This window comes from Actinoplanes sp. NPDC051411 (assembly GCF_040682075.1).
In the GTDB taxonomy this organism is placed as follows: domain Bacteria; phylum Actinomycetota; class Actinomycetes; order Mycobacteriales; family Micromonosporaceae; genus Actinoplanes.
The window spans coordinates 1-14,180 of sequence record NZ_JBFBAD010000036.1 but is presented as its reverse complement, the minus strand read 5'-3'; the positions used below and the strand labels follow the sequence as shown (position 1 = coordinate 14,180).

Annotated in this window: 16 protein-coding genes and 2 pseudogenes; 6 read left to right on the top strand and 12 right to left on the bottom strand. The window is 70.7% G+C overall.

Annotated elements, in window-relative coordinates; genetic code table 11:
- Positions 1-4: 4 nt before the first annotated feature.
- From rdgB to AB0M88_RS21070, 4 genes are all read right to left on the bottom strand, one after another.
- Positions 5-619, bottom strand: a complete 615-nt coding sequence (gene rdgB / locus AB0M88_RS21085; RefSeq protein ID WP_364104509.1) for an RdgB/HAM1 family non-canonical purine NTP pyrophosphatase — start codon at positions 617-619, stop codon at positions 5-7.
- Entirely contained in the window at positions 616-1,344 is a 729-nt protein-coding gene (gene rph / locus AB0M88_RS21080) for a ribonuclease PH (RefSeq protein WP_364104506.1), read from the bottom strand. Before rph ends, rdgB begins: the two co-directional genes overlap by 4 nt.
- A gap of 64 nt (positions 1,345-1,408) precedes the next feature.
- A complete protein-coding gene (locus AB0M88_RS21075; protein WP_364104503.1) occupies positions 1,409-2,602 on the bottom strand; it encodes a glycosyltransferase in 1,194 nt (397 codons plus the stop codon).
- 81 nt (positions 2,603-2,683) lie between these two features.
- Positions 2,684-3,430, bottom strand: coding sequence for an MBL fold metallo-hydrolase (locus tag AB0M88_RS21070; protein WP_364104500.1), 747 nt, complete (start codon positions 3,428-3,430; stop codon positions 2,684-2,686).
- A gap of 257 nt (positions 3,431-3,687) precedes the next feature.
- Here AB0M88_RS21070 and AB0M88_RS21065 point away from each other — a divergent pair, with 257 nt between their 5' ends.
- Positions 3,688-4,098: a hypothetical protein gene (locus AB0M88_RS21065; RefSeq protein WP_364104497.1), complete on the top strand. Its 411-nt coding sequence runs from the start codon at positions 3,688-3,690 to the stop codon at positions 4,096-4,098.
- 72 nt (positions 4,099-4,170) lie between these two features.
- Here the strand turns inward: AB0M88_RS21065 and AB0M88_RS21060 are convergent, their stop codons facing one another.
- The 5 genes and pseudogenes from AB0M88_RS21060 to clpS form a co-directional block, all read right to left on the bottom strand.
- Entirely contained in the window at positions 4,171-5,136 is a 966-nt protein-coding gene (locus AB0M88_RS21060; RefSeq protein WP_364104494.1) for a cysteine synthase, read from the bottom strand.
- 4 nt (positions 5,137-5,140) lie between these two features.
- Positions 5,141-5,497: a MoaD/ThiS family protein gene (locus AB0M88_RS21055; protein WP_364104491.1), complete on the bottom strand. Its 357-nt coding sequence runs from the start codon at positions 5,495-5,497 to the stop codon at positions 5,141-5,143.
- 55 nt (positions 5,498-5,552) lie between these two features.
- Positions 5,553-6,043 (bottom strand): annotated as a pseudogene (locus AB0M88_RS21050) (M67 family metallopeptidase).
- Positions 6,044-6,106: 63 nt separating this feature from the next.
- Entirely contained in the window at positions 6,107-6,607 is a 501-nt protein-coding gene (locus AB0M88_RS21045; protein WP_364104488.1) for a DUF2017 domain-containing protein, read from the bottom strand.
- Between the two features lie 19 nt (positions 6,608-6,626).
- Positions 6,627-6,917 (bottom strand): ATP-dependent Clp protease adapter ClpS, encoded by a 291-nt coding sequence (gene clpS / locus AB0M88_RS21040; protein WP_364104485.1) that lies wholly within the window; start codon positions 6,915-6,917, stop codon positions 6,627-6,629.
- 105 nt (positions 6,918-7,022) lie between these two features.
- Between clpS and AB0M88_RS21035 the strand changes: the two genes are divergently transcribed.
- The 3 genes from AB0M88_RS21035 (at position 7,023) to AB0M88_RS21025 (ending at position 10,333) form a co-directional block, all read left to right on the top strand.
- Positions 7,023-8,309 (top strand): nicotinate phosphoribosyltransferase, encoded by a 1,287-nt coding sequence (locus AB0M88_RS21035; protein WP_364104482.1) that lies wholly within the window; start codon positions 7,023-7,025, stop codon positions 8,307-8,309.
- A gap of 9 nt (positions 8,310-8,318) precedes the next feature.
- Positions 8,319-8,900 (top strand): nicotinamidase, encoded by a 582-nt coding sequence (locus tag AB0M88_RS21030; protein WP_364104479.1) that lies wholly within the window; start codon positions 8,319-8,321, stop codon positions 8,898-8,900.
- 101 nt (positions 8,901-9,001) lie between these two features.
- Positions 9,002-10,333 (top strand): MFS transporter, encoded by a 1,332-nt coding sequence (locus tag AB0M88_RS21025; RefSeq protein ID WP_364104476.1) that lies wholly within the window; start codon positions 9,002-9,004, stop codon positions 10,331-10,333.
- Between the two features lie 565 nt (positions 10,334-10,898).
- On the opposite strand, the gene AB0M88_RS21020 is transcribed toward AB0M88_RS21025, so the two are convergent.
- Complete coding sequence (locus tag AB0M88_RS21020; protein ID WP_364104666.1) at positions 10,899-11,537, bottom strand: SUMF1/EgtB/PvdO family nonheme iron enzyme; 639 nt, start codon at positions 11,535-11,537, stop codon at positions 10,899-10,901.
- A gap of 52 nt (positions 11,538-11,589) precedes the next feature.
- Here AB0M88_RS21020 and AB0M88_RS21015 point away from each other — a divergent pair, with 52 nt between their 5' ends.
- Both AB0M88_RS21015 and AB0M88_RS21010 read left to right on the top strand, forming a co-directional pair.
- Complete coding sequence (locus AB0M88_RS21015; RefSeq protein WP_364104663.1) at positions 11,590-11,910, top strand: multidrug efflux SMR transporter; 321 nt, start codon at positions 11,590-11,592, stop codon at positions 11,908-11,910.
- On the top strand, positions 11,907-12,512 hold the full coding sequence (locus AB0M88_RS21010) for a TetR family transcriptional regulator (protein WP_364104474.1): 606 nt from the start codon (positions 11,907-11,909) through the stop codon (positions 12,510-12,512). The genes AB0M88_RS21015 and AB0M88_RS21010 overlap by 4 nt, the downstream gene beginning before the upstream one ends.
- 113 nt (positions 12,513-12,625) lie before the next feature.
- Here the strand turns inward: AB0M88_RS21010 and AB0M88_RS21005 are convergent, their stop codons facing one another.
- Entirely contained in the window at positions 12,626-13,816 is a 1,191-nt protein-coding gene (locus tag AB0M88_RS21005) for an MFS transporter (RefSeq protein WP_364104471.1), read from the bottom strand.
- Positions 13,817-13,966: 150 nt separating this feature from the next.
- Positions 13,967-14,180: pseudogene (locus tag AB0M88_RS21000) on the bottom strand (cytochrome ubiquinol oxidase subunit I); the annotation flags it as partial.

The window sequence follows — 14,180 nt, the reverse complement described above, 5'->3', positions numbered from 1 at the left end:
GACGTCAGCTGGGCAGTTCCTTGGCGATCACCTTGGCCAGCTCGCGGAACGCCTTGCCCCGGTGGCTGATCGCGTCCTTCTCGGCCGGGCTCAACTCGGCGTTGGTGCGATTTTGCCCGTCGCCCAGGAAGATCGGGTCGTAGCCGAAGCCGCCGTCGCCCCGCCGGGCCCGCAGGATCTTGCCCGGCTGCCGGCCCTCGACGAGATGCTCGCGCCCGTTGGGCAGCACCAGCGCCGCCGCGCACACGAACGCCCCGCCCCGATGCTGGTCGGGCACGTCGCCGATCTGGCCGAGCACCAGGTCGAGGTTGGCCTGGTCGTCGCCGTGGCGGCCGGCCCAGCGGGCGCTCAGCACGCCCGGCATCCCGTTGAGGGCGTCGACCGCCAGACCGGAGTCGTCGGCCACCGTAGGGAGTCCGGTGCGGGACACCCCGGCCCGCGCCTTGATCAGCGCGTTTTCGCCGAAGGTCAGCCCGGTCTCGGGAACGTCCGGATAGTCCTCGAAGTCGGCCAACCCGACCAGCGCGACCCGGTTGCTGCCGAGCGCCGCGTCGAGGATGCGCTGGAGCTCGACCAGCTTCTTCTTGTTGGCCGTGGCCAGCAGCAGCTTGGCGGTCACTGGGACAGCGCCTTCTGCTGCGCGGCGGCCAGCTCGGAGCAGCCGAGGACGCCCAGGTCGAGCAGCGCGTCCATCTGGTCGCGGCGGAAGACGCCGTTTTCGCCCGTGCCCTGCACCTCGACGAAGTCGCCGTCACCGGTGCACACCACGTTCATGTCGACCTCGGCCGCCACATCTTCCAGATACATCAGGTCGAGCCGCGGCTCGCCGTCGATGATGCCGACGCTGACCGCCTGGATCGACCGGTGCATGACCTTCTCCACCTTGCCGGCCAGCGACTTGCGCCCGGCCAGCCAGCTCACCGCGTCGTGGAGCGCCACATAGGCCCCGGTGATCGCGGCCGTGCGGGTGCCGCCGTCGGCCTGGAGCACGTCGCAGTCGAGGACGACCGAGTTTTCGCCCAGCGCCTTGAGGTCGATGCAGGCCCGCAGGCTGCGCCCGATCAGGCGGGAGATCTCGTGGGTGCGGCCGCCGACCTTGCCTTTGATGCTCTCGCGGTCACCGCGCGTGTTGGTGGCGCGGGGCAACATCGCGTATTCCGCGGTCACCCAGCCGAGGCCCGATCCCTTGCGCCAGCGCGGCACCCCCTCGGTCACGCTGGCCGTGCAGAGCACCCGGGTGTTGCCGAACTCGACGAGAACCGAGCCCTCGGGATGGATGCTCCAGCTCCGGGTGAGGGACACGGGACGCAGCTGGTCGGCCGATCGGCCGTCGGGACGTGCCATGTCCTCAACCCTATGCTCTGCGTCACCGGGCCGCTCTGCCCGCCCCGGCCCTGTGGATAACCGGCTATGCGGCCGGGGCACCGGGACCGGGCACGGCCGGCCGCAGCACCGCCCCCGGGCGCTGCCGGCCGATGGCCACGGGGCTCGGGGCCGCCGCCGACATCGCACCATGGGCCTGCAGGAATCCCTCGACGGCCTGCGGCCATCCGAAATTCTCGGCGCGTTCCCGGGCCACCGCCCGTCGCTCGCGCTCCGGGCGGCCCATCAGTTCGCGTACGCCGTCCGCGAAGGCCTCGGCCGTTCCCGCCACCGCGACCCCCGCCTCGCCGACCACCTCAGGAAGCGCGCTCGCGGCGTTGACCACCACCGGCGTGCCGCAGGCCAGCGCCTCGAGCGCGGCCAGCCCGAACGTCTCCACCGGACCGGGCGCCACCACCACGTCGGCGCTGGCCAGGAGGGCGGCCACATCGGCCCGTTCGGCGATGTGACCGGCGAAGCGCACCGGCAGCCGGGCCGAGCGGTAGGCCAGCGCCGGCCGCCGGGTGCCGTCGCCGGCCACCACCAGCACGGCCGGCACCTTCGCGTTGCGCAGCGCGGCCAGCGCGTCGACCGCCAGTTCGGGCCGCTTGGCCGCCGACAGCCGGCTGCAGAAGACCACCAGCAGCTCGCCTTCCCGCGCATAGCGGGCTCGGACGGTCTCATCGGCCCGCGAAGGGTGGAACACGTCGAGGTCGACCCCGAGCGGGATCTCGACCAGGTTGGGCACGCCCAGGCGGCGGAACTCGGTCGCCGCGAACGCCGTGGTGCACACGATCTGGTCGAAGGTCTCGGCCGTCCGCAGGTTGAGCCGGTCGGCGAGCGAGTCGCGCATCGGCATGCCCCAGACGCCGAGCAGCCCGGCCAGGCTCTCGTGGGAGACCATCATCGACCCGACGCCGCGCTGCCGGGCCCAGCCGCCGGTCCAGCGCAGGGTGGCCCGGTCGGAGACCTCGATGCGGTCGGGTTCGAGCTCGTCGAGGAGGCGGGTCAGCTCGCGCCGGCCGGCCATCACGCGGTAGCCACCGGTGCGCGGCAGAGGGGCGCTGGGCAGGGTGATAACGCGGCCCTGCGAGGTCATGTCGTCGGAGCGCTGCCGACCGGGAACGATCAGCACCGCCTCGTGCCCGGCGCGCTGATAACCCTCGCCGAGGCTGCGGAGGGTCGTTCGCAGGCCACCGGTATGGGTCGTCACGAAGTTGGCCAGGCGAACGATGCGCATGCAGCAAACTCCAAGATCCCGTTCAAGTGGTGCAGGCCGGTGTTGCAGAGCGTCCTCAGCCGTTCCGCCCCCCAGCACGGCTCAGAGATCGTACCGGGCGCCTGGGCGGACGACCTCAACCGGCCCCGCGTAAGCAGCCGAGGCGGCATCCACAATAGATGCCTCCGAGACCCACGCGGGAACGAGATGGGTCAGCAGCAGCCGCCCGACGTCGGCCTTCGTCGCCGCCTCGCCGGCTTCGCCGCCGGTCAGGTGCAGGCCGGGCGGATTGTCGGCGCCGTCGAGGTAACTGGCCTCACACAGAAAGAGGTCGGCCCCGGTGGCGAGGCGCAGAAGCGCTTCGCACGGCGCGGTGTCGGCGGAGTAGGCGAGGATTTTCCCGCCCTGCTCCACGCGTACGCCATAGGTCTCGACCGGATGATTGACCCGGTCGACCGTGACCGTGAACGGCCCGATCGGAAAAGTCCCGGGCTGAAGACCGTAGAACGTATAGACGTCGTCGATCGGCTCGTTGTCGCCGCTGTAGGCGGTGGAGATTCGTTCGGCCGCACCGAGAGGCGCATAGACCGGGATCGGCGGCTTGGGCCCGGCCGGGTCATAGCGCCGCACCACCACGTAAAGGCACGCGTCGAACATGTGATCGCAGTGCAGGTGGGTCAAGAGGATCGCGTCGACGCCGTTCACGTCCGAATACCGCTGGAGCGCGGAGAGCGAGCCCGATCCGAAGTCGATCAGCAGACGGAAGCCCTCGGCCTCGACAAGATAGGCGGAACAAGCCGACTCGGGGCCCGGAAAACTGCCGGCGCAGCCGAGAACGGTCAGTCGCATACGGGTCCCTTTGGTTCACGCTGGGTCGACCACGCCCCGCCCGACCGGTCCGTGGTGCAGTCGGCAGACCAGTCATTCACGAGGCGAAGCGTACGCCGCGAGCAGCATGCCAGGTAAACGTCTGATCGATTTGTCGCTAAATCGACAACGTACATCACACCGCCCGTGACCTCGGCCATTAACGCAATTCCCGTTACGTCCGGTGAGTCGTTTCCGTTGCACAAAGTGAGGACTTGTGGACGGGAGGCGGGGGCAGCGTGACCACGGTCGAACAGAGCCGTACGACGCACACCGAAGCGGCGACGATCATGCCGTTCGGTGCGTGGGAGACTACACCGATCATCGACGGATTCGGTGGCGACGAGGTACTTTTCCGCTTTCCGGCGGCCGACGATCCGGCCCCGGCACCAGCACGACTACTCGGCATGTCGGTCTATGCCGCCGGCCTCGGGTTGACCGGCGTCGGCGTGGGCGCACGCGGATTGCTGACGGCATTGGGCGGCACGCCGTTCTGGTTCATGCCCGCCCTTGCGCTGCTCAGCCTGGTCAGCGTCGGCTCGGCGGTCGGCGCGTTCCTGTCGATCCATCGACCGACGTTGCCGTGGATGTTGCTGCTCGGCGCTTCGGTTCCGATGGCCGGCGCGGTGATGCTCGCCGCACTCTATTAGCGAATTGCGCCCGGCCGCGGAACGAACACTAATTCCCGCGGCCGGGCCTACGGAACACAACAAAAGGGCGCGTCACGCCCAGAGTTGTCCTTCCAGGGCCTCTTCGGCGTCATTGAGGGTGCCCCCATAGGCGCCGGTCGACAGATACTTCCAGCCGCCGTCCGCAATCACGAACGCGACATCGGCCTTGCGCCCCGCCTTGACCGCCTCGTGCGCGACGGCGAGCGCGGCGTGCAGGATCGCGCCGCTGGAGAACCCGGCGAAGATGCCCTCGACCTCGACCAGCTGGCGGGTGCGCAGCACGGCGTCACGGGTGCCGACCGAGAAGCGACGGTCGAGCACGGCCGCGTCGTACAGCTCGGGGACGTAGCCCTCGTCGATGTTGCGCAGGCCGTAGACCAGCTCGCCGTACCGCGGCTCGGCGGCGATGATCTGGATGCCCTCGACCTTTTCCCTCAGGTAGCGGCCGGTGCCCATCAGGGTGCCGGTGGTGCCGAGGCCGGCCACGAAGTGCGTGATGGTCGGCAGGTCGTGCAGCAGTTCGGGGCCGGTGGTCTCGTAGTGCGCGCGGGCGTTGGCCGGGTTGCCGTACTGGAACAGCATCTTCCAGTCCGGATGCTCGGCCGCGATCTGCTTCGCCGTCGCCACGGCCTGATTGGAGCCTCCCGCGGCCGGCGAGAAGATGATCTCCGCCCCGTACATCCGGAGGAGCTGGACCCGTTCGGCCGAGACGTTCTCCGGCATGACGCAGACGAGGCGATAGCCTCGCAGCTTGGCCACCATGGCCAGCGAGATGCCGGTGTTTCCGCTGGTCGGCTCCAGGATGGTGTCACCCGGCCGGAGACGGCCCGACTCCTCGGCCTCGCGCACCATGAACATCGCCGGCCGGTCCTTGACGCTGCCGGTCGGGTTGCGATCTTCCAGCTTGGCCCAGAGACGCACCGGCGGTGCCCCGTCGGGCACCGTCGGCGAGAGTCGGGGCAGGCCGACCAGCGGCGTGCCCCCCAGAGCGTCGAGCAGGCTCTCGAAACGAGCCACGGGCTCAGCCTTCAGTCTGCTCAGGGGCGGCGGTCGGGATGGTTGGACGGGGTCCCAGGAGCGCGGCCGCGGCGGCGAAGCCGAGCGCCCCACCGGCCACCGCCGGCAGGATGGTGATCGAGTCGCCGTCGTTGAGCTTGGCGTCGAGCGCACCGAGGAACCGGACGTCCTCGTCGTTGACGTAGATGTTGACGAACCGGTGCAGGCCACCCTCGGGGGTGATCAGCCGGCCCTTGAAGCCGTTGTGCCGGGTGTCGAGGTCGTCGATCAGGCCGGCGAGCGTGTCGCCCGCACCTTCGACGATCTTGGCGCCGCCGGTGTAGCTGCGCAGGATGGTGGGAACGCGAACTTCGATGGCCATGGCAGTGAATGCTCCTGATTAGGGTCGAACAGAGGACGGGTCTGCTGAGGTGTCGTCAGCGACACTCGTAGACCACTGTCACCGGGCTCTGCCCGAACATGTACGACTGCACAGCACCAACGTTCACGCGTCAACCGTCGCATCCACGATGTTGACCTCTTCCTCGGTTACCACACCGTCCACGATGCGGAACGAGCGGATCTCCTCCGAGTCCGGCTCGCGAGTCGAGACCAAAACGTAGTGCGCGCCCGGCTCGCCCGCGAACGAGACGTCGGTGCGGGACGGGTAGGCCTCGGTCGCCGTGTGCGAGTGGTAGATGACCACCGGCTCCTCGTCGTTGTCGTCCATCTCGCGCCACACCCGCAGCTGCTCGAGGGAGTCGAACTCGTAGAAGGTCATCGACCGGGCGGCGTTGTCCATCGGGATGAGCCGGGTCGGCAGGTCGCTGCCGGCCGGCCCGGCGATCACGCCGCAGGCCTCGTCCGGATGGTCCCGGCGGGCGTGGGCGACGATCGCGTCCACGATCGCACTGTCGATGGTCAGCACGTGGTTCACATTACCGTGGTATTTCGCCCGGCCGGGGGTGGCCGTGACCACACCGACCGGCGCTCAGTCGATCTCCGGAATCGAGTTGAGCAGGGACTCCTGCAGATAGCCGAGGTACGCGTAGACGCTGAGCTGGAAGACCCGGCTCGAACTGGGGTCGACCAGGATCGCCTCGTCCAGTTCCTCGCTCAGATCCGTCTCGGCCGTGATGTCGAGCCGGGTGCCCATCGCGAGGCGGGCGTCGTTGATCGCGCGTAGCCACGCGTCGGCCGCCTCGTCGTCGAGGCGTACCTCTCCCTCGCCCTCGTCGGGCAGGGCCGCGAGAATCGCGCCGGCCTGATCGATCTTGCCGGTCTTGAGGTCGCCCTCGGTGTATTGCCGGAACTCCCGGGAGTCCTCCGGGCGATCCGGATAGATGTCGGGGAAGAGCCGGGTGACCACCGGATCACCGTGGTCCATCCCGTCGGTCAGAAGTGCCACCACCTCGCCGGCGACCTTGCGCAGCACGCGCACCTCATCGACGGCGAAGGTGGCCACGCAATGGCGCCCCTTGCGTCGGAACATCAGCTCTCCCCGAGAGTTTTCAGGACCGGTCGACCGTCGCCCACAGACCGTATCCGTGCAGTCGGTTGGCGTCCATTTCCATGCGCTCGCGGGCACCGCTGGAAACCACGGCCTTGCCCTTGGTGTGCACGTCCATCATGAGCTCCTCGGCCTTGTCCTTGCTGTAGCCGAAGAGCTTTTGAAAAACCCAGGTCACGTACGACATCAGGTTTACCGGATCGTCCCAGACGATCGTCACCCACGGCCGGTCGCCGGCCGGTGAATCCTCGATCTCCGGCGTCTCGACGGGAGCGACCTGTGGCAACGCCATGCCCCCCATGGTGCCACCGGTTGCGGCCGATCGGGGAATCGGAGCACCGAACCGCAGGTCACGCTGACCTTCGTAAGGAGCCCTCCCCTGCAATAGGGTGGTCGGGTGGACTCCTTCGCCCCCGCGTTGCTCACCGATCAGTACGAGCTGACCATGGTCAGCGCCGCGCTCCGGGACGGCACCGCCGACCGGCGCTGCGTCTTCGAGGTGTTCGCACGCCGCCTGCCGATCGGCCGCCGCTACGGCGTCGTCGCCGGCACCGGCCGCCTGATCGAGCTCATCCGCGACTTCCGATTCACCTCCGCCGACGTCGAATTCCTGCGGAATTCGCAGATCGTCGACGACAACACCGCCGCCTGGCTGGCGGCTTACCGCTTCTCCGGCGACATCGAGGGGTACGCGGAGGGCGAGCTGTTCTTCCCCGGCTCCCCGATCCTGACCGTGTCCGGCACCTTCGCCGAGTGTGTGGTGCTGGAGACGTTGATCCTGTCCGTGCTCAACCACGACAGCGCGATCGCCGCCGGGGCCGCCCGCATGGTCACCGCGGCCCGCGGCCGTCCGATCATCGAGATGGGCTCGCGCCGCACCCACGAGGACGCCGCGGTCGCCGCCGCCCGCGCCGCCTACCTGGCCGGCTTCGCCTCGACCTCCAACCTGGCGGCCGGCGCGCGCTACGGCATCCCGACCACCGGCACGTCGGCGCACGCGTTCACGCTGCTGCACGACGACGAGCCGACCGCGTTCGCGTCCCAGGTCGCGGCCCTGGGGAAAAACACGACACTGCTGGTCGACACGTACGACATCGCGCAAGGCATTCGCAATGCCATCGCCACCGCCGGCCCGGGCCTGCGGGCGGTCCGCATCGACTCGGGCGACCTGTCGGTGCTCGCCCAGCACTCCCGCGAGCTGCTCGACTCGCTCGGTGCCCCCGACACGAAGATCATCGTTTCGGGTGACATGGACGAATACTCGATCGCCGCTCTGGCCGCCGAGCCGGTCGACATGTACGGCGCCGGCACCGCGGTGGTCACCGGCTCGGGCGCGCCGACCGCCGGCCTGGTCTACAAACTCGTCGAGGTCGACGGAAAACCGGTGGTCAAACGCTCGGAAAACAAGGCCACCGTCGGCGGCCGCAAGACCGCCGTACGCCGTCACAAGCCCACCGGCACCGCCACCGAAGAGATCATCTTCTCCCAGGGGACACCGAGGCACGAGGCCAACGACCGCCTGCTCCAGCGGCCGTTCATCACCGCCGGTCAACCGGCCGAGGCGACCACGCTGGCCGATTCCCGTGAACACCTCCGCCAGTGCCTGATCTCGATACCGTGGGAGGGTCTCAAGCTCTCCGCCGGAGACCCGGCCGTCCCCGTCACGATCGTCCCGACCACCTGAGGGGTCCCGATGTCCCGTGCCCTGATCATCGTCGACGTACAGAACGACTTCTGCGAAGGCGGCTCGCTCGCGGTGCCGGGCGGTGCCGCGGTCGCCAAGGGCATCTCGCTGGTGCTTAGCCGGGCCCGGCAGCGGTGGGACCACGTGGTCGCCACCAAGGACTGGCACATCGACCCGGGCGCCCACTTCAGCGAGCACCCCAACTACCTCGACAGCTGGCCTCAGCACTGCGTGGTCGGCTCGGCGGGCGCCGAGTTCCACCCCGAGCTGCAGACCGGCCAGATCGAGGCGGTCTTCCACAAGGGCGAGCACAAGGCGGCCTACTCGGGCTTCGAAGGCAGAACCGAGGCCGGCGAGACCCTGGCCGACTGGTTGCGGTCCCGGTCGGTGACCGAGGTCGAGGTGGTCGGCATCGCCACCGACCATTGCGTACGCGCGACCGCGCTCGACGCGAAAGCGGAGGGTTTCGCCACCACGGTCGTCCTCGAGCTGACCGCCGGCGTCTCGGCCGGCACCACCGAGGCGGCGCTCGACGAGTTCCGCACCGCATCGGTCGCCACCACTGGCGCCCCGATCGTCGATCCGGTGTGACCTGGGCTCTTTCGCCCGGTTTCCGACCGTGAGCTCCCTTAAAGCGGTTGGAAAAATGTCGTACCGGCAAGGCAGGATGGCAGTCGGAGGTCAGGACTGTCATGCTGCTCAAGCCTTACCGGGAGACGCTCGCCCTGCCCGGGCTCAAATCGCTGCTGGCGGTGGCGACCCTCGCCCGGATGCCGATCGCCGCCGGGGCGGTCGTCCTGACCCTGCACGTGGTCACCGACCTCGGCCGTGGTTACGGCGCGGCCGGCCTGGTCGGCGCCGCGTGGACCATCGGGGGCTCGGCCGGCGCGCCGGTGCTCGGCCGCCTGGTCGACCGCCGCGGGCTGCGCATCGTGCTGCTCCTGACCACGATCGCCGAAGTGCTGTTCTGGGCTCTCACCCCGACCGTGCCCTACTGGGCCCTCCTGGTCTCGGCCCTGATCGGCGGCCTCCTGGCCCTGCCCGCGTTCGCGGTGGCCCGCCAGTCGGTGGCCGCGCTCACCCCGGAGTCGCACCGGCTGCCCGCCTTCGCCCTCGACTCGATCACCACCGAGCTGTCGTTCATGGCCGGCCCGGCGCTCGGCGTCCTGCTCGCCACCGGCCCCGGCCCCCACGTCGCGATGTATGCGCTGGCCGGCGGCATCCTCGTCTCCGGCCTGGGCCTGTGGCTGCTCAACCCGCCGGTCCGCGCCGCCCACGAGGCCCCGATCGCGGCCGGTGAGCGCATCCCGCGCCGCTCCTGGCTGCGCCCCCGCTTCGTGGCCGTCCTCGCGGTGACGATGGCCGCCACCCTGGTCCTCTCCGGCACCGACGTCAGCGTGGTCGCCGTCCTGAGGTCCAACGGCGAACTGTCGTGGACCGGCCTGGTGATGTCGCTGTGGGCGTTCTATTCGCTGCTCGGCGGCTTCGCGTACGGCACGCTCAGCCGCCGCTTCCCGGCCGTCTTCATGCTCGCCCCGATGGCCGTGCTGACCATCGTGGTCGGCATCGGCGGCGGCCACTGGTGGCTGATCGCGATCCTGCTGATCCCGGCCGGCGCCCTCTGCGCCCCCACCATCACCGCCAGCGCCGACGCGGTCAGCCGCATGACCCCGGCCGGCGCCCGCGGCGAGGCGATGGGCCTGCACAACTCGTCACTCACGGTGGGGGTGGCCCTGGGCGGCCCGCTGGCCGGCCTGGCCGCCGACCACCTCTCCCCACCGTGGGGTTTCGTGGCAGTCGGCGGCGCCGGCGCCCTGATCGCCCTGCTGGTCCTCCCCACCGAACTACGCCGCCACTCCGCCGCAACCGCCGAGGCCGCCGCAACCGCCGAGGCCGCCGGGCTCTCCCGGCCAGTCCCTACTCAGCCAACCCCGGCCGAAACGCTCGCCGCCGTCACCCCGGCCGAGGCCGTCGGCGCCCAGGCCGGTCCGGCCGGCGCGGTTCCGCCGCCCGTCCCGCGCTGAGCCAGTCCGTGTGCTCGGCACCAACCCGGCCGACAGCCCGGCCCGGTCACCGGACGGCTGGTCGCCACACGTGCGCTAAGCAGACCCGCGCGATCAGCGCCAATCCGGCGCGGCACGAGGCCGTGCAGTAGCCCGGCGCGGCACGGCAGCCCAGCCCGGCACGGCAGCCCAGCCCGGCGCGGCAGCCCAGCCCGGCACGGCAGCCCAGCCCGGTCACTGGACAGGGTGGTCGCCACACGCGCGCAAGTGACCCGCCCGATCAGCACCCACCCGGCCCGGCCGCGGACGGCGGCCAACCACCGACGGCGGACCCAGCCCGGTCACCGGACGGGGCAGTCACAGCCACCACACGCGCGCTAAGCCGACCCGCGATCGGCGCCCCGAGCCGGACCGGTCGCGGGCGGCGGCCCAACCCGCTCATCGGACGGGCTGGCGCCGCACGCGCGCTAAGTCGATCGGCCCTGACCGGGCCCGGTCGCAGGGGCACCAACCCAACCCGGTCACTGGGGCCGCTTCGCTCGCCACGCACGGGGAGGTCGCCCGATCCCGTCACCGGGCCGGTTGGCTATGACCCGGAGCGGGCCACGCGGAAGCCGACGTCGTCGACGCGGAAGGTCGGGTGGCTGCGGCGGCGGACGCCCGCCCGGCAGCTCCACTGCTCGTCGAACCAACCGCCGCCGCGCAGGACCCGATAGCCGCCGTAGACCTCGGGGTCGTAGAGGTCCCAGCACCAGTTCCAGACGTTCCCGAGCATGTCGTGGAAGCCCCACGCGTTGGCGCGCAGCTCACCGACGTCGTGGCTGTGCCCGCCGGAGTTGGCGCGGTGCCAGGCGATCTCGTCGAGCGGTCCGTACCGCGGCCCGCTCGTGCCGGCCCGGCAGGCGAACTCCCACTCGGCCTCGGTCGGCAGGCGGTAGCCGTCGGCCTCCTCGACCCACGTGACGTCGTCGCCGCCCCGGTAAGCCGGAGTCAGCCCCTCCACCAGCGACCGCGCGTTGCAGTAGCGGATCGCGTCGGTCCACGACACGCCGTCGACGGGGCGCCGCTCGCCGGGGCTCGCGCTCGGCCGCTCCCCCAGCACCTCGGCGTAGCCGGCCTGGGTCACCGGCTCCGACGCCAGGCGGAACGGTTCCAGGTCGACCGACCAAGAGCTTTGCGTACGCCGGTCGGACAGGGTCACGCGACCACCGGGCACCGAGATCATCGACATCTGTACGATCGTACTAGTACGTTCGTACAGAAGGAGCGCAGCCATGGTGGCGTACCTTTACCTCCTCGCGGCGATAGCCGCCGAGGTCTTCGCGACGAGCACGATCAAGAGCACCGACGGCTTCACCCGGCTCTGGCCGACGCTGGCCTGCGGGGCGGGCTACATCATCTCGTTCGTGGCGCTGTCCCAGGCGGTGAAGGGCGTGCAGGTCGGCATCGCGTACGCGATCTGGTCCGGCCTCGGCACCGCCGCGATCGTGGCGATCGGCGCCGCCTTCCTGGGCGAACCGATCACCGTGATCAAGGTGACCGGCATGGCCCTGATCATCGCCGGCGTCGTCACCCTCAACCTGGGCGGCTCCCATTGACGCCCACCGAGGCCGCGACCACCACGCCGGCCGCACCTTCCCGGCCGCCGGAGCGCCGGCCTCGTGATCCCCAGGCGCGCCGGGCCGCCCTCGCGGCCGCGGTGATCGAGGTGATCGCCGAGGTCGGCATCGGCCGCACGACGCACCGCGCGGTCGCCGCGCGGGCCGGCCTTCCCCTGGGCGCGACCACCTACTATTTCCCCACCCTCGACGACCTGATCGCCGCCGGCCTCCGCCAGGCCACCGACGATCTGAAGGCCGACCTGCGGCAGCGGGCCCCCGCCCTCCGCGGCGCGCGCGACCTGCCGGCCGCACTGACCGACCTGGCGCTCGGCTATCTGGAAGACCGGGGTCAAACCCAGATCGAGTACGAGCTTTTCGTCGCCGCCGCCCGCGATCCGGCCCTCCGCCCCCTGGCCGAGACGTGGCTGACCGGCATGACCGATCTCCTGGAGCCTCGCGTGGGCCGGTCCAAGGCCCGCATGCTGGTGGCGCTCCTGGACGGCGCCATGCTCCACGCCCTGGTCACCGCCGCACCGCTCGACCCGGTTCCGCTGACCGCCGCCCTGCGCGCCGTGATCCGGCCTGTGGACAACCGCTGAGAATTGTCGGACCCGGCCGGTCTACTCGACCCCACCCAGAAGCGGGTGGGGCCGGTAGGGCCGACGGGACCGACGGGACCGACGGGACCGACGGGGCCTGAGCCAGCCCGGGGCTAAGACACGGGCACAGGCGGGCGGGTCAGGGCGAGCAGCACCGCCCCCGCTGACGCGAACACCCCGGCGGCCAGGAACGGCAGACCGGGGAAGCCGAGCGGCAGCGACCAGGCGAACAGGGCGCTCGCCAGCGCCGGGATCACCGCCTCGGCCAGCGCCGCCCCCGAGGTCAGAGCACCCTGGACGGTCCCCTGCTCGGACGAGCCCGTCACGCGGGAGATCCAGGACTGCGCCGACGCGCTGCCGATGCCCGAGAGGACGCCGATCGCCTGCATCAGATAGATCTGGCTTCCCGAGGTGGCGAAGGCGGTGCCGGTGAAGGCCACGGTGCTCAGGCCCGCGCCGAGAACCGCCGCGCGCTTGTCTCCGAGCACCCGTACCACGGGGCCGATCGCCCGAGCCGAGAACAGCGCCCCGGCCAAGGCGCCGACGGCCATGACCAAGCCGGTTCGAGCGGTGCCCCAGCCCAGCTGGAAGGTGACGAGGAAGGTCCAGAGCGCCTGCTGGACGTTCCGGGCGATGTCGGAGCAGAAGCGGGCCGCGGCCAGCCGGCCGAGGACCGGGCGGCGCAACACGGCGGACAGCGCCCCGAATGGGCTGTGAAAGCCGATCGGCGTGATCCGGTCGCCGGGGCGGGATTCGGGGAGGACCAGCCGGCCGTAGGCGACGTTGGTGAAGGCCAGCAGCGCCGCGACGACGAAGGGCAGCCGCAGGTCGGCGGCACCGAGAAGCCCACCCAGGGCGGGCCCGGCCACGAAACCGAGGCTGAAAACGGCACCGATCAGGCCGTACGCCCGGGCCCGGCCGGCCGGCGGGGTGACGTCGGCGACGTACGCGTTGACCACCGTCCCGGTGCCCGCGAACGCGCCGGCCAGCCCGTGGAAGAGCATCAGCGACGCGATCGTCGGGTTGACGGCGTGGGCGAGATAGTCGACGCCGAGAAAGCCGAGGGACCTGAGCAGGACGGGCCGGCGGCCGTACCGGTCGGCGAGCCGGCCGAGCAGGGGCGCGGTGAGGAACTGCAGGATGCCGTAGCTGGCGTCGATCGGTCCGGACCAGAGGGCGGCGTGGGCCGGATCGTGGGTGACCGACCCCATCAGGGCGGGGACCATCGGCACGATCAGGCCGAGGCCGAGCATGTCGATGAAGACGGTGGCGAGCAGGAACGAGAGGGCCGGTGCGCGGCGCATCGTGGAACTCCTGTGGGTCGAGAGGGCAAGAAGCCCCCCTCGAGCCCCAACAGGCACGGAGGATCAGATTATCGGTGCCGTCAAATCATTTTTGCGACGAAAAAGAAGGCCCACTCCCGGGTGGGAGCGGGCCTTCCGAAAGAACAGACCTCAGTGGTCGCGTTCGCTGCCGATGTCTTCCGCATAGGTCGCACCGCCGCGAGACTCGCTGGTCAGCGGTCTGGCGCCACCCTCGGGCGGCCCTGCGAGCGACTGCTCGCCGGCCGCCAGCTCGGGGAACTTCGCGTCGAACGCCGGGCGCTCCGAACGGATGCGCGGCATACGGTCGAAGTTGCGCAGCGGCGGCGGCGACGAGGTCGCCCAC